Source organism: Nocardia sp. NPDC058658, from assembly GCF_042716665.1.
In the GTDB taxonomy this organism is placed as follows: Bacteria; Actinomycetota; Actinomycetes; order Mycobacteriales; family Mycobacteriaceae; genus Nocardia.
In genome coordinates, this window is the sequence record NZ_JBHXRR010000019.1 from 49,437 (window position 1) to 66,549 (window position 17,113).

Here is a 17,113-nt window from a genome sequence, read left to right on the forward strand (position 1 = left end):
CGCGTCCACCGCTGCGAGCGACGATCTCAGCGGATCCGCTGGTCGTGGTGGGAGAATCGGTCGGCCGGGGATGCGCGTGGATCGGGTGTTCACGGCGACCGACTAGGCTGGGCGGCGTGCAGCAGATCGCAGGTTGGTGGGATGGATTCGAACTCTGGGTAGCGGGGCTGCCCTTCATTCCGCAGTTCCTCGTGGTGCTGGTCGGGATGGTGCCGATCAGCTTTGCCATCGCCTTCCTGCTCGATCGCAGTTTGCGGGCGGTGTTCCGGGCGTTGGGGCGGGATGAGCGTGTCGAGCCGGTGCCGGTGACTGCCGCCGAGCGCCCGACTGTCGGCAGTGGTGCCCGCTGATGCCACGTTCTCGCGTTCAGCTCGCACTCATCGCCTTGCTCGTTCTGGTCGTCATCGCCTGGTTCTTCACGCGCTGATCGGCGCGAGCTTCAGCCCGCGCCGTCGCAGCGGCTAGTTCTTGCGCCAGTCTTCGAAGCGTTTGCCCAGGTCGGTTACTGTGCGGCCGAATTCTTGGCCGACTGTGTTGACTGCTGAGCCTACGTCGCGGCCTAGGTCGCGGACGGTGCGGACCAGGAGGTCCTCGGACTGGTCGAAGGATTCGCGGTAGTGGCGGGCGGCTTCTTTGACCTCTTCGGTGATGCTGGCGTTGCGGTCTTGTTCGCGGCGGGGGTAGGTGCCGCCGAGTACGCGGTCGTAGTCGCCGGACTGGATCCAGCGGCGCAGTTCGGCGGCGCGTAGGACCGAGAAGGGGTGGGACTGTAGTTCCAGGTTGAGGAGCTTGAGGACGCCGTCGCGGAGGTCGCCTGAGCGCATGTAGTCGTCGGCCTGGTCGAGGAAGGCGGCGTGGTTCATCTCGTGCAGCCACGCGCCACCGGCGGTTTTCATGTGGACGCGCACCGAGGCCTCTACGTCTTGGCTGCACAGCAGGCCCGCGCGGTCGCCGGACAGTTCCGACTTGCGGCTCCATTCCATCAGCGCGGCCACGATCGCGCGCAGCGCCCAGCCGCCGACGGGCATCCAACCGACCGAGGCCGACAGGCGCATCAGGTGCATGAGCATCGTGCGGTACACCGCGTGCCCGGACAGGGCGTGGCCGAGTTCGTGGCCGACGACGAAGCGCAGCTCCTCGGTGTCCATCAGTTCGAGCAGGCCGGTGGTGAGCACGATGAACGGCTTGTCCATGCCGATGGTGAACGCGTTCACCGACGGGTCCTGCAGCACGAACATCTCCGGCGTGGACTGGGCGTCGAGTACGCCGACGCAGTCCGCGCGCAGCTGGTGCAGGGTGCGGAACTGGCGGTCGTCGACCCGCACGGCGGTCGCCAGGTACATCAGCCGGTGCTGACGTTCCCGCAGCAACCCCGACAGTGCCTTCAGTACCGTGTCGAACCCGCTGAGCGAGCGCAGTGCCACCAGCGCGGTGCGGTCGGCCGGGTGTTCCCAAGCGCGCGTGCTGATCTCCGGAAAACGCGTGCGGACCCGGTCTGGAGCCATGGTCATAGGATGAAATCCCCCCTGGTTGTGGAACTCTCGTTGATTGCGATCATCATGTACCGATCTGCTACAGTCTGCCTTGTGTCGTCGAGTGTCGCCCCGCAGATCCGCCATGAGTTGGCGTTGATCGCTGTCGGCAACCTCGCCGTCGCCGACATCCTCTGTCGATGATCGGCCACCGGACTCGTCTGCGCGTTTCTGCCCAGTAGACTGGCGCGCGCTTTCCTTTCGCAGTCGTAGTCCGTAACTCCGGGGGCCATCGAGCCCGAGTCGCGCCAACTGTCGTGCATCCTCACACGACAGGTCTACCGATCGACACGAGCAGTCCCTGCCGCCACGAAAGCCGTTGTGCCGCAGGTCCTTTCCCGAAAGGTTCATCCCGATGTCTCGCAACACCTGGATCGGCTCGCGCCGCCGCGCCGCCGCCATCGCCGTCACTGCTGTCGCCGCGGTCGCGCTGACCGCCTGCGGCGGTGGCGCCAGCGACTCGACCGACGGCGGCGCAGGCGTGGCCGACGGCAGCGGGGGCACCCTCAATCTCTACGCCTACGCCGTCCCGAAGCCGGGCTTCGACAAGGTCGTGCCCGAGTTCAACAAGACCGACGCGGGCAAGGGCGTGCAGGTTCAGGCCTCGTACGGCGCCTCGGGCGACCAGTCGCGCAAGGTCAAGGACGGCGCCGAGGCCGACGTCGTGAACTTCTCCGTCGAACCCGACATCACCCGCCTGGTCGACGCTGGCCTGGTCGACGAGAGCTGGAACGCCGACGCCACCAAGGGCATCCCCTTCGGCTCGGTCGTCACCTTGGTCGTCCGCAAGGACAACCCCAAGGGCATCAAGGACTGGGACGACCTGCTCAAGCCGGGTATCGAGGTCGTCACCCCGAACCCGTTCAGCTCGGGTTCGGCCAAGTGGAACCTGCTCGCCCCCTACGCCGCGAAGAGCGACGGCGGCAAGAACCCGCAGGCGGGCCTGGACTACCTGACGCAGCTCATCTCGCCCGAGCACGTGAAGGTGCAGCCCAAGTCCGGCCGCGAAGCCACCGAAACCTTCCTGCAGGGCACCGGTGACGTGCTGCTGAGCTACGAGAACGAGGCCATCTTCTCCGAGCGCAACGGCGACCCGATCGAACACATCAACCCGCCGACCACCTTCAAGATCGAGAACCCGGTCGCGGTGCTGAAGAACTCCAAGAACCTGCCGAAGGCCACCGCGTTCCGCGACTTCCTGTTCACCCCCGAGGGCCAGAAGTCGTGGGCGCAGGCCGGCTTCCGTCCGGTCGACCCGAAGGTCGCCGCCGAGTTCGCCAAGGACTTCCCGACCCCGGCCAAGCTGTGGACGATCGACGACCTCGGTGGCTGGAAGGCCGTCGACAAGGACCTGTTCGCGCAGGGCACCGGCAAGGTCGCCGTCATCTACGACGCGGCCACCAAGTAGTCGGTGACCCCGATCACACGCGATACTGGACAACTGTGACTGACAGCAGTGGGCCCGCCGGGACCGGAGATGCCTCCGATCCTGGCGGTGCCGTGAAACTGGACAAAAAGCCGCCGACCTCGCGCGGACCTCGCTGGTCGTGGTTACGCGTCACCGGCTCGGTCGGACCCTTCGGTATCGGCGTCGCGGTGCTGTGGCTCAGCGTCATCGTGTTGTTGCCGCTGGCCGCGCTCACGGTCAGCTCCTTCGAAGAGGGCTGGTCGGGTTTCTGGGACGCGGTCACCGCGCCCGCGGCGCTCGACTCGTTGCGCATCACCGTTGGTGTCTCGGTGGTCGTGGCCGTGATCAATGTGGTGATGGGCACCCTGATCGCCTGGGTGCTGGTACGCGACGAGTTCCCCGGCAAGGGCATCGTCAACGGGCTGATCGACCTTCCGTTCGCCCTGCCCACCATCGTCGCCTCGATCGTGCTGCTCTCGCTCTACGGCCCGAACAGCCCCGTCGACATCCATCTCAACGCCACCCAGCCCGGTCTGGTGGTGGCGCTGGCCTTCGTCACGCTGCCGTTCGTGGTGCGCTCGGTGCAGCCGGTGCTGATCGAGGTGGACAAGGAAGTCGAGCAGGCCGCCCTGTCACTGGGTGCGAGTAACTGGATCACCTTCCGCCGCATCGTGCTGCCCACGCTGGCGCCGGCGATCATCTCCGGCGGCGGCCTCGCCTTCGCCAGGGCGATCGGCGAATACGGCTCGGTGGTGCTGATCGGCGGCAACATCCCGCGCGAAACCCAGATGACCTCGCAGTACATCCAGCAGCAGATCGAGGTCGACCGGCCGGTCAACGCGGCGGCGGTGTCGGTGGCGCTGCTGGTGATCTCGTTCGTCAGCCTGCTCGTGCTGCGGATTCTCGCCGAACGTTCCTCGCGTAAGGAAGAGGCGGCCCGATGAAACTGTCCGCATCGACCAGGATCTCGCTGCGCACCGTCGCGCTGGGGTACCTGCTCATCCTGTTGGTGCTGCCGCTGGTGATCATCCTGGTGCGCACCTTCGAGCGGGGGATCGGCACGTTCATCGACTCGATCACCACGCCCGCGGCGATCTCGGCGTTCCAGCTGTCGATGATCATCGTGGCGATCGTCGTTCCGCTGAACGTGGTCTTCGGCGTGGTCACCGCGCTGGCGTTGGTGCGCAGCAAGTTCCCCGGGCGCAGCCTGATGCAGGGCATCGTCGATCTGCCGTTCGCGGTGTCGCCGGTGGTCGTCGGTGTGTCGCTGATCCTGCTGTGGGGTGCGGGCGGCTGGTTCGGCGGGCTGGAATCACTGGGCTTCAAGGTGATCTTCAGCCTGCCCGGCATGGTGATCGCAACCATCTTCGTCACGCTGCCGTTCGTGGTGCGTGAGGTGGAACCGGTGCTGCACGAGATCGGTGACGATCAGGAGCAGGCCGCGGCCACCCTCGGCGCCTCGCGCTGGCAGACCTTCTGGCGCATCACCCTGCCCGCCATCCGGTGGGGCCTCACCTATGGCGTCGTGCTCACCGTGGCCCGCGCGCTGGGCGAATTCGGCGCGGTGATCATGGTCTCCACCGCGCTGCCCGGCAAGTCCCAGACGCTGACCCTGCTGGTGCACGGCCGTTATATCAACGACCACAACACCTTCGGCGCCTACAGCGCGGCCACTCTCCTCATGGGCATGGCCCTGGTCGTGCTCCTCCTGATGACTCTCCTCGAACGCAAGCGGGGCACCGAATGATCACCGTGACCAACGCGCGCAAGAACTACGGTTCTTTCGCCGCCCTCGACGACGTCAGCATCGACATCCCGTCCGGCGAACTCACCGCCCTGCTCGGCCCGTCCGGCTCGGGCAAGTCGACGCTGCTGCGCTCGATCGCCGGGCTGGAATCCCTCGACTCGGGCGTGGTGATGATCGCGGGCAACGACGTGACCCACGTGTCGCCGCAGAAGCGCGATATCGGCTTCGTCTTCCAGCACTACGCCGCGTTCAAGCACATGACCGTGCGTGACAACGTCGCCTTCGGCCTCACCATCCGCAAGCGGCCGAAGAAGGAGATCGACAAGCGCGTCGACGAACTGCTCGGCATCGTCGGCCTCGACGGTTTCCAGCACCGCTACCCGGCACAGCTCTCTGGTGGTCAGCGTCAGCGCATGGCACTGGCCCGCGCGCTGGCCGTCGACCCGCAGGTGCTGCTGCTGGACGAGCCGTTCGGCGCCCTGGACGCCAAGGTGCGCACCGATCTGCGCCAGTGGCTGCGCAGACTGCACGACGAGGTCCACGTGACCACCGTCCTGGTCACCCACGATCAGGAGGAAGCCCTCGACGTCGCCGACCGGATCGCGGTGATGAACAAGGGCCGCATCGAGCAGGTCGGTTCGCCCGAGGAGGTCTACGACCGGCCCGCCAACGAGTTCGTGATGTCGTTCCTCGGCGCGGTCGCCCGGCTCAACGGCCACCTGGTCCGCCCGCACGACATCCGCGTGGGCCGCGATCCGTCCATGGCGATGGCCGAGCACGAGGGCACTGCGGAATCGGCGGGCGTCACCAGGGCCACCGTCGAACGGATCGTGCGCCTCGGCTTCGAGGTGCGCCTCGAGTTGCGCAACGCCGCCACCGGCGACCAGTTCGCCGCGCAGGTAACTCGCGGTGATGCTGCGGCCCTGCACCTGGCGGAGGGCGAGACCGTCTACGCCCGCGCCACCCGTATCCCGGATCTGCCGCAGGACTGATCTCCCGCTTCCGCACGGGGCTCGTCGACACAGCGTCGACGGGCCCCGTTGTCGTCGGCTGCCGGCGGTGCGTCGGTGTCGCGTGAAGATATCGGCGCAGGTTAACCGGTACCGGAGGTTCGCGGACCGCCGCGACGCGCTCGAATCGAGACGAATTTCGGGTGTCTCACCGCCGCCTCGCGGCAACTGTGCATGACGCAGTGTCACAGGTAGAGCCACTATTACTGGCCAGTAGCTTTCTCAACTGCACTTTTGACGGGCCGGACACCCGAAATTCGGTGATTCACGGAGTTGACGTGACTCGTCGTAGGTGTAACCATTGGAAACAGTAAACGTCCCTAGAGGAGAGGCAGTGACGACGATGTCTGCGCCCACCACCCCTGACGTCGATCCTGTAGTCGCAGAGGCTCAGGCGTACGCCGAGAAGTTGCTGATGCTGTCCGAGGCATCGGTCGATCGCCACTTCGACCCGTTCGAGGACATCGACTGGGACGCCCCCGACTTCGATCCCGACTGCAAGCCCGAGCGCTGGGTCCTGGTCACCTCGGCCGACCCCATCGGTCGCCACCCCTGGTACCAGGCGCTGCCGCTGGAGCAGAAGATCGCCATCGGCAAGGTCCGCCAGGCCAATGTCGCCAAGGTCGGCCTGCAGTTCGAGGCCATCCTGATCATCGGCATGATGCAGCACATATTCAACCTGGCCAACAACGACCCGGAGTTCCGGTACTGCTCGCACGAGATGATCGAAGAGCACAATCACACCCTGATGTTCCAGGAGATGGTGAACCGCGTCGCCGACGTGCCGGGCATGAACCCGCTCGTACGCTCGCTGCGCCACCTGGCCGCGCCCGTCGGTGCGTTCATGCCGAACTTCTTCTTCATGGCCGTGCTCGCCGGCGAGGAGCCGATCGACCACATCCAGAAGGACATCCTGCGCTCGGGTGACGACATCCACCCGATCATGCGCGGCGTGATGGCGATCCACGTGGCCGAGGAAGCGCGCCACATCTCCTTCGCCCACGAGTTCCTGAAGAAGAACGTCCCGGCTCAGCCCGCGCTCAACAAGGCCGTGCTGTCGATCGCCATGCCGATCATCATGTTCGTCCTCGGCCGTGCGATCGCGACCCCGCCGAAGTCGTTCTTCAAGCAGTTCGACATGCCGACCGAAGTTCGCAAGGACCTGTTCTACGGTTCCAAGGAAGCCAAGCGGACCTTCGCCGACTACTACGTCGACGTGCGCGCGCTGGCCGAGGAGATCGGTCTGATGAACCCGGTCGCCCGCAAGGTGTGGAAGCTGCTCGGTATCGACGGCCCGTCCAGCCGGTACCGCTCGGAGCCCAAGCGCTCTGCGAAGCACGCTGCCTGAGACGATAGATATATGCCATACGTTGTCACCCAGTCATGCTGTAGTGACGCCTCGTGCGTCTACGCATGCCCGGTCAACTGCATTCATCCGACGCCGGACGAGCCGGATTTCCGTACCGCAGAAATGCTGTACGTCGATCCGGCCGCCTGCGTGGACTGTGGCGCCTGCGCCACTGCGTGCCCTGTCGACGCGATCACTTCCTCCAAGAAGCTGACCGAGGAGCAGAAGCCGTTCATCGAGATCAACGCTGATTTCTACCGGGTCCAACGCGACCGGCCGACGCTGGCCGCACCGGTGATGCCGCCCGCGATCGACACGCAGCGTTCCCCGCTGCGCGTCGCCATCGTGGGTTCGGGCCCGTCGGCGATGTACGCCGCCGACGAGCTGCTCACCCAGCCCGGCGTCGCGGTCACGATGTTCGACCGGCTGCCGCAGGCCTACGGTCTGGCCCGGCTCGGTGTCGCGCCCGATCACAAGCACACGCGCAAGGTCGCCGATCTGTTCGACATCATGTCGAAGCAGGACGATTTCGGCACCTACCTCGATGTCGAGATCGGCAAGCACATCAGCCACGCCGAGCTGCTCGAGCACTTCCACGGCGTGATCTACGCCGTGGGCGCGTCCTCGGATCGCAAGCTGAACATTCCGGGTGAGGGTCTGGCGGGCAATGTGTCGGCCACCGACTTCGTCGCCTGGTACAACGGCCATCCCGACCACGCCGACGACACCTTCGATCTGAACCAGAAGCGGGTCGTCATCGTCGGCAACGGCAACGTCGCCCTCGACGTGGCTCGCATCCTGACCGTCGATCCGGCCTTGCTCGCCAACACCGATATCGCGCCGTACGCGCTGAAGGCCTTGCACGAGAGCAAGATCGAAGAGGTCGTGATCCTGGGCCGTCGTGGCCCGGCGGAGTCGGCGTTCACGGTGCCCGAGTTCGTCGGCCTGCTGGCCGCCGATATCGACATCGCGATCGAGGGTGAACTGCCCGCGGTCACGCCCGACCTGCCGTACAAGGTCGAGCAGAAGCTGCGCCTGCTGCACAGCGTCGCGAATCGTCCGTTCGGTGCGCGTAAGCGCATCGTGTTCCGCTACCTGTCCTCGCCGGTGGAGATCGTCGGCACCGACACGGTGACCGGGGTGCGGGTGGAGCGCAACGAACTCGTCGCCGATGCCGAAGGTCGCGTGGTTGCCACGCCGACCGGCGACACCGCGTTGCTCGAGGCAGGCGTCGTGCTCACCTCGGTCGGCTACCGAGGGGTGCCGACCGTGGATCTGCCGTTCGACGACGCCCGTGCGGTGATTCCGAACGAGGCGGGCCGGGTGCTCACCGCGCCCGGTGGCGAGGTCTTCCCCGGCACGTACGTGACCGGCTGGATCAAGCGCGGCCCGACCGGTTTCATCGGGACCAACAAGTCGTGTGCGCAGGAAACCGTGCAGCAGCTCGCCGATGATTTCAACGCAGGCAAGCTGCGTGCGCCGGTGCGCGACGCGGCCGAGTTCGACCGGCTCGTGCACGCGCGTCGTCCGCAGGCGGTGGCCGGTGGCGCCGTGGCGCCGCGGCACGAGCGCTCGTTCAAGAGCATCTTCACTCGCGGCTGACTCGCACAACGGACAAGGCCCGCAACGTCACTGGGAGACGTTGCGGGCCTTGCTCGTTTCTACTGCGCGGTGAAGCCGCCGTCGGCGGCGATGGCGGCCCCGGTGACGAACGACGCTTCCCGGCTGAGCAGGAACGCGCACACCGCGGCGATCTCGTCGGGTTGGGAGATCCGGCCCATCGGATGCAGTGCCGCGATGGCGGCCTCGCCCTCGGGCGTCGCGCCCATCGAGGCGCGGAAGGCCGGGGTGTCGACCGCGCCGGACACCAGCGCGTTGACCCGAACGCCCGCCGCCGCGGTCTCGAGCGCGACCGACCTGGTCAGCCCGATCACGGCGTGCTTGGCCGCCACATACGGCGCCACCTGTGCCATTCCGACCACGCCGAGGTTGGAGGCGTTGTTCAGGATCGCGCCGCCGCCGGCGGCGGTGATGGCCGGAACCTGGTGGCGCAGACCGTAGAAGACGCTGTCGAGGTTGAGGTCCATGTCGGAGCGCCATGACACGTCGTCGATCTGCGCGATCGGTCCGAAGGCGTTCACCGCCCCCGCGTTGTTGAATGCCGCGTCGAGGCGGCCGTATTCGGTGAGCGCGGCCTGGGTGAGTCGTTCGGCGTCGGCGTCGACGGTGACATCGGTAGAGACGAACAGCGCGCGTCCGCCCGCCGCCCTGATCTGCTCGGCGACCTGCTCGCCCTGGTCCTTGCCGCGCGACCCGAGCACTACGGCGGCGCCTTCGGACGCGACCCGCAGTGCGACCGCCTTGCCGATCCCGGAGCTCGCGCCGGTGATGAGAACGACCTGGTCGGCGAATCGAGTGGACATGCGTAGTGCCTTCTTTCCCTGGAAGTTTCGCGAGTTCGGGAGCCGGTTCCTCTCCGCTCTTTCAGTCAACCGGCGGGCACTCGGCGGTGCTGGCGGGAATCGGTCACTGCGTTGATGTGTCATCAAAAGCAGGCCTACTGCGATATGCGGGAACGCAATTCACCGTCAGTGAAATCCGGCAGGTAGAAAATGAATTGGTTACCGGTCGGTAAGTGGACTATTGGCGGCAATAACAAACTCCAAGAATGTATTTACTGGAACCCTCGCCTGATTACTCGCAGGTAGCTGCCTCTCGGAGTCTGCGATCCCCTAATGCGACGTTCAGGGGGGTGGATATTTAACCTTCAACCATGTCACCTGCATGAATGCTCTTGTGGCGACGCATGGTTGCGCTTTTCGTATCAATCAGGCAGCAATTCGCGGACGTGCCAGTTAATCTAGGCGAGCTGTTTGGAAGACGACCGCGGCCACATGGTGCGCTCGCGTGCTGGACGTGGTCACGGTGCGTTGACGGGATAGCAAAACATGACCAGAGGTCTGGGCTTGAGTATCGGTGCGGTCAATGCGATTTCGGCGGTGGTCGCCGACGATCCGGCCAAGCCGACGGTGCGCACACGCCGCACCGCACTGACATTCGACGACGCGGGCAGGCCCCGCATCGGCGCCATCAACGACTTCGCCTCGGCGATCACCGATTTCGCGGACCTCACCCGCGAGACGGAACCGATGGTGATGGGTGGACGGTTCTATTCGGCGACCAACCTGATCGCCGCGGTGGTCACCGGTCTGATCGAGCTGGCCGAACCACCGGCCGGGATCGTGTTGACCTATCCCGCTGTCTATTCCGACAAACAGGTCTCGTTACTCGGCCAGGCCCTGCACCTCGCGGGCGCCGGTGAGGTCCTGTTGGTCCCCGAGCCGGTCGCGGCCGCGGAATGGTTGGAGATCGACAGCGGCCCACTGGAATCGGGCTTCGTGCTCGTCTACGACCTCGGAGCCACCAGCCTCGACCTGACCGTGCTGCGCGTCGGCCCCGACTGGCCACACCACCCGATGATCGGAACGCCGACGCGGTCCAGCGATTTCGGTGGCAAGCCGCTCGGCGAGATGGTCGCCCGGTACGCGGGCGAACCGGGCCAGGGTCGCGCGACCCAGACCCTCACCTCCATGGTGAACATCGACGCGCTGCGCGCCGAGCACATCCGCGACACCTTCCCGCTGGTGAGCAAGAGCGTGGCCGCGGCGGGCCTGCGGCTGGCGGACCTGTCGCGCATCCTCGTCGTCGGCGGTGCCTCCCGCCCGCCCGAAGTGGCGCGCACCCTCGCCGAACTCGGGGTACCGCTGGTCACCGTCGCCGACCCCGGTCAGGTGATCGCCGCCGGTGCCGCCGGACTGGCCGCTCGCACGTTCGCGCCCGAACAGCAGAGCGGTGGCACGGTGCCGCACGTGGCGGTGTTCTCCAGCGCCGCCGTGGTTTCCGCGCTCGCCATGTCGGCGATGACGGTCTTCGGCAGCCCCTTCGATCCCGGTCTGATGCCGGTCCTCGACCGTTTCCCCGCCCTCGGCGCCCCCGTCGACGCGCTGCTCTACGACATGAGCGCCGACCTGCTCGCCGCTAAGAACGCGGGCCTAATCACCGACGTGGACCCCGTCACCGGCCGCATCCAGCTGGCAGGCGCGGCCGCGGTCCGCAGCGCCTACGAGAACTTCATCGCCCCCGCGACCACTCCCGGCCCCAAATCCCGCACCGGCAGTTACACCGGCGCCGGTGCCGACCGCGGTGGCCCCGGTCATCAGGACGTTCGCAACGACTGCAAGTCCACACTTCTCGCCCGCGCCACCTACGGCGACCCGGCCCGCTTCATCAACCCCTTACCGTTCGACCTGCAGATCGGCCAACCCCAGAACACCCCGACCAACCCCGGCGCCCCCGAACTCCCGAGCGGCGGCCCGATCTCGGCCCCCGGCCCGGTCCCCGGGACTCCCGAAGCGCCCGGCACTCCCACCGCACCCGGCGCCACCGCGCCAGGCACGCTGCCAGGCACAGCTCCCGCGCCTGGCACTGCGCCGACCGACGGCACGTCGGCGCCGAGCACAGGCGGCGTCTCGACCGACACCGGCGGATCGACCCCGACAGGTGGATCCGGCACGGGTACAACGCCTTCCGACACCGGTACCTCGACCGGCGGATCGAGCGGGACGCCGACCGGAGGCACGACCGACGGCGGTGCGACCGGAGGTTCGACCGGCGGCACGGACACATCCGGCGGAGCTACCGGCGGCGACACTTCCGGCGGTGCTACCGGTGGCGGGGCCTCCGGTGGTGGTGCATCGGGCGGTGGTAGCGACGGCGGTGGGTCCGGTGGCGGTGCGTCGGGTGGTGGTAGCGACGGCGGTGGGTCCGGTGGCGGTGCGTCGGGTGGTGGCAGTGACGGCGGTGCGTCGGGTGGTGGTGCATCAGGTGGTGGTGGTGCGTCGGGCGGTGGTAGCGATGGCGGTGCGTCGGGCGGGGGGACATCGGGCGGCGGTACGTCCAGTGGCGGTGGCTCAGGTGGTGGTGCGTCGAGCGGTGGTACGTCAGGCGGCGGTGCATCCTCGGGCGGCGCCTCCTCCGGTGGAGCGTCGTCCGGTGGTAGCACGTCCTCCGGAGGATCGGACAGCGGCGGCTCGTCAGGCGGCTCCAGCGGCGGCGGTAGCGGTGGAAGTGGCGGCAGCGGTGGCGGTGGCGGCGGATCCGGTCGCTGACCGATCCGCCCGGCGCCGTCGCATCTGCGGGCGATCGGCGACGGTGGCAAGGCGGCTTTCGCCGAGTCGGCGGCACCGGCGCAGTGACTGGGGCGGCAGGTGAATCCGGTCGCTGACCGATCGCCACGCACACCGGCGCCGTCACGTCTGCGGGCCGACGGCACTGTGCTGCAACCGGATTCGGTGACGTGCCGGCGCAACGGCCAGGCGGGCCTCACATGCGCTATGCCATGTTCGGTGCGGTTCAGCTCCGTGCGGCCGGTCTGGATGGCGTCTGTCATCAGTGGTCGAGTCGTCCGAATTCGCTGTGGAGCAGGCCGGTTCGGTTGGTGACGTGGTCGGGCTGGTGGGGAACCGAGGTGGGTGTCGGTGCGGGCGGGCAGAATGGGGCGGTGGCTTCAAGTGGGGGCGCGCCGAAATTGATCGCGCTGGATGTGGACGGGACCCTGCTGTCGACGGGGGTCGGGATCAGTGCGCGGGTGGGTGCGGCGGTGCGGGCGGCGGTCTCGGCGGGGGCGCACGTGGTGGTGACAACCGGGCGCACGGTGCTCACCACGCGCCCGGTGTTGTCCGAGCTCGGACTGTCCGAGGGGCACGCGTTGTGTTCCAACGGTGCCGTGCACGTCGATGTGGCGCGCGGCGAACCGGTCGCGATCCAATCGTTCGATCCGGGACCGGCCGTCCTCGCCCTGCGCGCGCTGTTCCCGGAGATGGTCTTCGCCGCCGAACAGGTCGGCGTCGGGATCTGGGCGACCGGGCACGGGCCGGGGGAGTACTCGATCGGCGACTTCCGGCTCGTCGACCATCGGACGCTGAGCAGCCTGCCCACCCCACGCCTCAATGGCTGGTGGCCCGCTGGCAGTGCTGAGGAAATGCTGCGTCTGCTCGAAACTTTCGATGTCCCCGATGCCTCCTGGGTGCACGGCGAGTACGGCCCCTGGCTCACCGTCTCCCGCCGCGGCGTCTCCAAAGGCTGGGCGCTGGAACAACTCCGGCTCCTGCTCGGCGTCGAACCCGAGTCGACCCTGGCCATCGGCGACGGCTTCAACGATCGCGAAATGTTGCGCTGGGCAGCACACTCGGTCGCCATGGCAGGCTCGCCCGAAGACGTCCTCGCACTGGCCGACGAGGTGACCGGCCACGTCAGCGAGGACGGCGTCGCCACCGTCCTCGAACGCTGGTTCGCCTAGACCCCAACGCCGCTCACCGCCGCCTCGCCGGTGTCGGCACCCGAGACCGCGCGGAACGCCTAGGCCGACACCCGCGCCGTCATCGCCACGAAATGCGGGTTCGACATGATCCCGAGCACATTGCCGAACGGATCCACTACCGCCGCCGTCGCGAAACCCGCACCCTCCCCGCGTTCGGTGATCGGCTCGTACTCGCTCGCGCCCAGCTCGAGCAGCCGGGCGAAGGTCGCCGCCAGATCGTCGACCTGCCAGAAAACCACTCCGCCTCCGCCCGGCGCGTTCCGTGCCCCCAACGGGGCATAGGCGCGGTTGATGATCCCCAGCTCGGCCTGCATCGGACCGACCCGGAACTCGTAGTACCCGCCCGGCACCTCGTAATACGGTGCGATGCCGAGAAATTCGCTGTACCAGTCCTTGGCGGCGGTCAGATCGTCGGCGTAGTAGGTGGTGGTTGCCATTCCGCGCAGCATGTCAGCTCCTGAAGGTCGGTCGATGGTGTCGAGAACGACGATGCCAGCCAAAGTGCTCACCGAATGAGCACTTTGTTCGGCAGAATCACCGAGTATGCGAGCGGACAGATTGGTAGCCACCCTGCTGTTGATGCAGGCGCGCGGGCGCGTGACCGCCGCCCAGGTCGCCGCCGAACTCGAGGTGTCGGTGGCGACGGCCCGGCGCGACCTCGAGGCCTTGTCGGCCGCGGGCATCCCGGTCTACCCGCAGTCGGGTCGCGGTGGCGGATGGTCGCTGATCGGCGGCGCCCGCACCGACCTGTCCGGCCTCACGGCGGGGGAGACCAGGGCGCTGTTCCTGCTCGCGGGCCCTGCGGCCCAAGCCGCCCCCGAACTGAAGTCGGCGCTGCGCAAACTGGTTCGGGCCCTGCCGCACACCTTCCGCGCGGATGCGGCCGCCGCGGCCGACGCCGTCGTCGTCGATCCGGCCCGCTGGGGCCGCCCGGATCCACAAGCACCCGCGGTACTCGAGGCAGTCCAGCGGGCGGTAGTGGATCGCCGCCGCGTCCGCATCGACTATTCGAGCAAGGGTGCCCGCACCGTTCGCACGATCGATCCATGGGGCCTGGTCGAAAAGGAAACGGCCTGGTACCTCATCGCGGGAACCGACCGAGGCCAGCGAACCTTCCGCCTCGACCGCATCGTAGATGTCGAAATCCTGAATGAAACATTCGACAGACCAACAGATTTCGACCTCCACGCCGAGTGGTCGCAGATCGTCGAGCAGATGGAGGGTCGCCGCGCCGCCATCGCCGCAACGGTCGTGGTCTCCCCGCAACTGGCCCCCATCCTGGCCGACCAACAGGGCCGCAACTGCACCCTGCTCGGCCCGTCCCCGGACGGCCGGGTACACGCACAGATCACCGCCGACACCGCGAAGATGCTCGCCAGGCAACTGGCGGGCTGGGGCGCTGACGTCGAGGTCGTCGGCCCTGCCGAGATCAGATCCGAATTGGTAGCACTCGGTACTGCCTTGGTGCGGAATAACAGCTGAGTGCGGGGCGATCCCCCTTCGACCGCCCCGCACTCACTACGACCTGTCGATCAGCTCGGCCAGCGTCCGGACCACCTCGCCGGCCAGCACCGCCTGTCCGCTCGTGGTGAAGTGGATGAGGTCCGCGCTCATCAACTCGCGTCGCGACTGCAGCGGGTGGTCCCAGAGCTCGGTGAGTGCCGCGTCGAACTCGGTGGCGACCGCCCGCAGCACCTCGTTGAGTTCGATCATCCGCGGCCGCATGGCCCGCATCGGCGCCATCCGTTCGACGGACCACACGTCGGCCATCGTGAAAATCGACAGCTGTGCTCCGGCGGCGGTCAGGGCGGTGAGGATGGTCGACAGATTCGCGTGGAGTCGATCGACATCACCGCCCGCCGTGAACAGGTCGTTGCCACCGCAGCTGACGTGCACGAGATCCGGTTCGAATTCCAGGATTTCGGCGAGCTGCCGGTCGATCACCTGCGCGCTGGTCGCACCGATCCGGCCCGTATTGCGGTAGGCGAGTGCGGGATTCACCGAGCGAAGGTTCGCCGCGACGCGGTCGGCCCAGCCGGTCGGGGCGTAACCGGGACTCGGATCGCCGGTGCCTGCGGCGATGGAGTCACCGAGCACCGCGAAACGGTGCCACGGCGCCCCGGCGAGCAGTGCGGTGAGCTGCTCCGGTGGCAGTACCAGCGGATCGTCGGCTTCCGTCGGGAAGTCCACGGAAAGTGGTGTGCTGGAAGACATGTCGCTCCTGATTCAGTCGGTCGAACGGGGCAGTGCGAGCAGCAGGGTGACGGCGATATTGATCCCCGCGCACACCGCGAACAGAGTGTGAAACGCGCGCAGCGGGTCGTCGGAGATCGCGGAGAACAGCGCCGCCAGCACGGCGATGCCGAGTGCGCCACCCACCTGTCGGGCGGTGAGATTCATGCCGATGCCCGCCGCGAACTGTTGTGGCGGAACAGAACTCGCCGCCGCGGTGCCGAGGACGGTGACGATGATGCCGATCCCGCCCCCGCCGAGCAGACCGGCAGGCACCCAGGCCGTCCATAGCGCGGGTTCGGGACCGAAGGCGCTGGTACTCATCCAGACCAGGGCCGCGGTCGACATCAGTCCACCGAGCACGCCCACCCACCGTTGCCCGTTCGGTGTCGTGATCCGGCCGGCGACAACGGCGGTCACCATCGACGCCACCGCGCCGACGGTCAACGCCGCCGCCGACTCGAGCACGGAGTATTCCCAGATCGCATTCAGGAACAGCGGCCCGGCCAGCAGCCACGCGAACATCGACGCACCGAACAGGAAAGACCCCGCGTTCGCGAGCGCGAATTGCCGTTCACGCCACAGCGAGACCGCGACCGCCGGGTTGGCGTGCCGTCGCGAGCGAACCAGCGCGAACACCGTCAGCGCGATGCCGCCGAACAACGCGACGAGTGTGCCGGGCGCGGTCCAACCCCAGGACTGACCTTCGGTGACGGCGGCGACGATCGCCCCGAGGCCGATCGCGACAGCCAGCGTGCCGAGCGGATCGGGCAGTGCGGTGTCACCGGTGGCCTTGTCGCCGCCGGGCAGCCGCAGGCCCGGCACGATCAGCGCCACCGCGATCGGCACATTGATCAGGAATACCGCCCGCCAGCCGAACGCCTCGACCAGCGCCCCGCCGAGTGCCGGGCCGACCACCGCCGCGAACCCGCCGGCCGCGGACCAGGCGCCGACGGCGGCACCGATTTTCGCCCGTGGTGTGGCCGCCAGCACCAAACCGAGCGCCGCGGGCACCATGAACGCCGCCGCGATGCCCTGCAGGACACGTCCCGCGATGAGCCAGTCCGCGCTGGGTGCGAGCCCGCACAGCAGTGAGGTGACGGCGAATCCGGCCAGCGCCACGGCGAACAGACGACGACGTCCCCAGGCGTCGGCGATGCGCCCGGCCGGGGTGAGCAGCGCCGCGAACGCGATGGCGTAGCCGCTGACGATCCAGGTCAGGGTGCCGGTGGCGGTGCCGGGATAGCTCTCGGCGATCGTCGGGAACGCGATATTGACGACGGAGAGGTCGAGGAAGGCGATGAATGCCGCGCCCGCGGCCACCGCGAGGGTGCGACCCGCGGCGCCGGAGTCGGCTGTGCTGAGTGGATCTTCGGGCCGAGCTGACACATCGGTCATGCGAGGTTCCTTCGGGAGCAGAAATAAGAACGTACGATCGTTCGTAAATTAAAGTACGA

16 protein-coding genes are annotated in these 17,113 nt (G+C 67.6%); 11 read left to right on the top strand and 5 right to left on the bottom strand.

Going from position 1 to position 17,113, the window contains the following annotated elements:
* Positions 1-116: 116 nt before the first annotated feature.
* Positions 117-350, top strand: coding sequence for a hypothetical protein (locus tag ACFWUP_RS23105; RefSeq protein ID WP_379237510.1), 234 nt, complete (start codon positions 117-119; stop codon positions 348-350).
* A gap of 111 nt (positions 351-461) precedes the next feature.
* Here ACFWUP_RS23105 and ACFWUP_RS23110 read toward each other — a convergent pair whose 3' ends face one another.
* Positions 462-1,511: a M48 family metallopeptidase gene (locus ACFWUP_RS23110; protein WP_379237512.1), complete on the bottom strand. Its 1,050-nt coding sequence runs from the start codon at positions 1,509-1,511 to the stop codon at positions 462-464.
* A gap of 75 nt (positions 1,512-1,586) precedes the next feature.
* Between ACFWUP_RS23110 and ACFWUP_RS23115 the strand changes: the two genes are divergently transcribed.
* From ACFWUP_RS23115 to ACFWUP_RS23145, 7 genes are all read left to right on the top strand, one after another.
* Positions 1,587-1,676, top strand: a complete 90-nt coding sequence (locus tag ACFWUP_RS23115) for an Ms4533A family Cys-rich leader peptide (RefSeq protein WP_019045829.1) — start codon at positions 1,587-1,589, stop codon at positions 1,674-1,676.
* Positions 1,677-1,887: 211 nt separating this feature from the next.
* A complete protein-coding gene (locus tag ACFWUP_RS23120) occupies positions 1,888-2,940 on the top strand; it encodes a sulfate ABC transporter substrate-binding protein (protein WP_379237514.1) in 1,053 nt (350 codons plus the stop codon).
* A gap of 92 nt (positions 2,941-3,032) precedes the next feature.
* On the top strand, positions 3,033-3,884 hold the full coding sequence (cysT, locus tag ACFWUP_RS23125; protein ID WP_379237670.1) for a sulfate ABC transporter permease subunit CysT: 852 nt from the start codon (positions 3,033-3,035) through the stop codon (positions 3,882-3,884).
* The gene (gene cysW, locus ACFWUP_RS23130; protein ID WP_379237516.1) at positions 3,881-4,687 is read left to right on the top strand and encodes a sulfate ABC transporter permease subunit CysW; all 807 of its coding nucleotides are present in this window, start codon (positions 3,881-3,883) and stop codon (positions 4,685-4,687) included. The genes cysT and cysW overlap by 4 nt, the downstream gene beginning before the upstream one ends.
* A complete protein-coding gene (locus ACFWUP_RS23135; protein WP_379237518.1) occupies positions 4,684-5,679 on the top strand; it encodes a sulfate/molybdate ABC transporter ATP-binding protein in 996 nt (331 codons plus the stop codon). The genes cysW and ACFWUP_RS23135 overlap by 4 nt, the downstream gene beginning before the upstream one ends.
* 361 nt (positions 5,680-6,040) lie before the next feature.
* Positions 6,041-7,045, top strand: a complete 1,005-nt coding sequence (locus ACFWUP_RS23140; protein ID WP_379237672.1) for a diiron oxygenase — start codon at positions 6,041-6,043, stop codon at positions 7,043-7,045.
* Between the two features lie 12 nt (positions 7,046-7,057).
* Positions 7,058-8,647, top strand: coding sequence for an FAD-dependent oxidoreductase (locus tag ACFWUP_RS23145; RefSeq protein WP_379237520.1), 1,590 nt, complete (start codon positions 7,058-7,060; stop codon positions 8,645-8,647).
* A gap of 59 nt (positions 8,648-8,706) precedes the next feature.
* Here the strand turns inward: ACFWUP_RS23145 and ACFWUP_RS23150 are convergent, their stop codons facing one another.
* Positions 8,707-9,468 (bottom strand): glucose 1-dehydrogenase, encoded by a 762-nt coding sequence (locus ACFWUP_RS23150; protein ID WP_379237522.1) that lies wholly within the window; start codon positions 9,466-9,468, stop codon positions 8,707-8,709.
* A 525-nt stretch (positions 9,469-9,993) separates the two neighbouring features.
* Between ACFWUP_RS23150 and ACFWUP_RS23155 the strand changes: the two genes are divergently transcribed.
* Together ACFWUP_RS23155 and ACFWUP_RS23160 are read left to right on the top strand one after the other, a co-directional pair.
* Positions 9,994-12,213 (top strand): Hsp70 family protein, encoded by a 2,220-nt coding sequence (locus tag ACFWUP_RS23155; RefSeq protein WP_379237524.1) that lies wholly within the window; start codon positions 9,994-9,996, stop codon positions 12,211-12,213.
* A gap of 392 nt (positions 12,214-12,605) precedes the next feature.
* Positions 12,606-13,403 (top strand): HAD family hydrolase, encoded by a 798-nt coding sequence (locus ACFWUP_RS23160; RefSeq protein ID WP_379237526.1) that lies wholly within the window; start codon positions 12,606-12,608, stop codon positions 13,401-13,403.
* Positions 13,404-13,462: 59 nt separating this feature from the next.
* Here the strand turns inward: ACFWUP_RS23160 and ACFWUP_RS23165 are convergent, their stop codons facing one another.
* On the bottom strand, positions 13,463-13,873 hold the full coding sequence (locus tag ACFWUP_RS23165) for a VOC family protein (RefSeq protein ID WP_379237674.1): 411 nt from the start codon (positions 13,871-13,873) through the stop codon (positions 13,463-13,465).
* Positions 13,874-13,967: 94 nt separating this feature from the next.
* Here ACFWUP_RS23165 and ACFWUP_RS23170 point away from each other — a divergent pair, with 94 nt between their 5' ends.
* On the top strand, positions 13,968-14,906 hold the full coding sequence (locus ACFWUP_RS23170; protein WP_379237528.1) for a helix-turn-helix transcriptional regulator: 939 nt from the start codon (positions 13,968-13,970) through the stop codon (positions 14,904-14,906).
* Between the two features lie 36 nt (positions 14,907-14,942).
* On the opposite strand, the gene ACFWUP_RS23175 is transcribed toward ACFWUP_RS23170, so the two are convergent.
* Positions 14,943-15,638, bottom strand: a complete 696-nt coding sequence (locus ACFWUP_RS23175) for an SGNH/GDSL hydrolase family protein (protein WP_379237530.1) — start codon at positions 15,636-15,638, stop codon at positions 14,943-14,945.
* A gap of 12 nt (positions 15,639-15,650) precedes the next feature.
* Positions 15,651-17,054 (bottom strand): MFS transporter, encoded by a 1,404-nt coding sequence (locus ACFWUP_RS23180; RefSeq protein WP_379237532.1) that lies wholly within the window; start codon positions 17,052-17,054, stop codon positions 15,651-15,653.
* Positions 17,055-17,113 lie beyond the last annotated feature (59 nt).

What these genes read in the sequence shown, in the direction of transcription:
- ACFWUP_RS23110 (WP_379237512.1), bottom strand. Translation starts at nt 1,511, where the DNA reads ATGACCATGGCTCCAGACCGGGTCCGCACGCGTTTTCCGGAGATCAGC.
- ACFWUP_RS23120 (WP_379237514.1), top strand. Translation starts at nt 1,888, where the DNA reads ATGTCTCGCAACACCTGGATCGGCTCGCGCCGCCGCGCCGCCGCCATC.
- cysW (WP_379237516.1), top strand. Translation starts at nt 3,881, where the DNA reads ATGAAACTGTCCGCATCGACCAGGATCTCGCTGCGCACCGTCGCGCTG.
- ACFWUP_RS23135 (WP_379237518.1), top strand. Translation starts at nt 4,684, where the DNA reads ATGATCACCGTGACCAACGCGCGCAAGAACTACGGTTCTTTCGCCGCC.
- ACFWUP_RS23140 (WP_379237672.1), top strand. Translation starts at nt 6,041, where the DNA reads ATGTCTGCGCCCACCACCCCTGACGTCGATCCTGTAGTCGCAGAGGCT.
- ACFWUP_RS23145 (WP_379237520.1), top strand. Translation starts at nt 7,058, where the DNA reads ATGCCATACGTTGTCACCCAGTCATGCTGTAGTGACGCCTCGTGCGTC.
- ACFWUP_RS23150 (WP_379237522.1), bottom strand. Translation starts at nt 9,468, where the DNA reads ATGTCCACTCGATTCGCCGACCAGGTCGTTCTCATCACCGGCGCGAGC.
- ACFWUP_RS23155 (WP_379237524.1), top strand. Translation starts at nt 9,994, where the DNA reads ATGACCAGAGGTCTGGGCTTGAGTATCGGTGCGGTCAATGCGATTTCG.
- ACFWUP_RS23165 (WP_379237674.1), bottom strand. Translation starts at nt 13,873, where the DNA reads ATGCTGCGCGGAATGGCAACCACCACCTACTACGCCGACGATCTGACC.
- ACFWUP_RS23170 (WP_379237528.1), top strand. Translation starts at nt 13,968, where the DNA reads ATGCGAGCGGACAGATTGGTAGCCACCCTGCTGTTGATGCAGGCGCGC.
- ACFWUP_RS23175 (WP_379237530.1), bottom strand. Translation starts at nt 15,638, where the DNA reads ATGTCTTCCAGCACACCACTTTCCGTGGACTTCCCGACGGAAGCCGAC.
- ACFWUP_RS23180 (WP_379237532.1), bottom strand. Translation starts at nt 17,054, where the DNA reads ATGACCGATGTGTCAGCTCGGCCCGAAGATCCACTCAGCACAGCCGAC.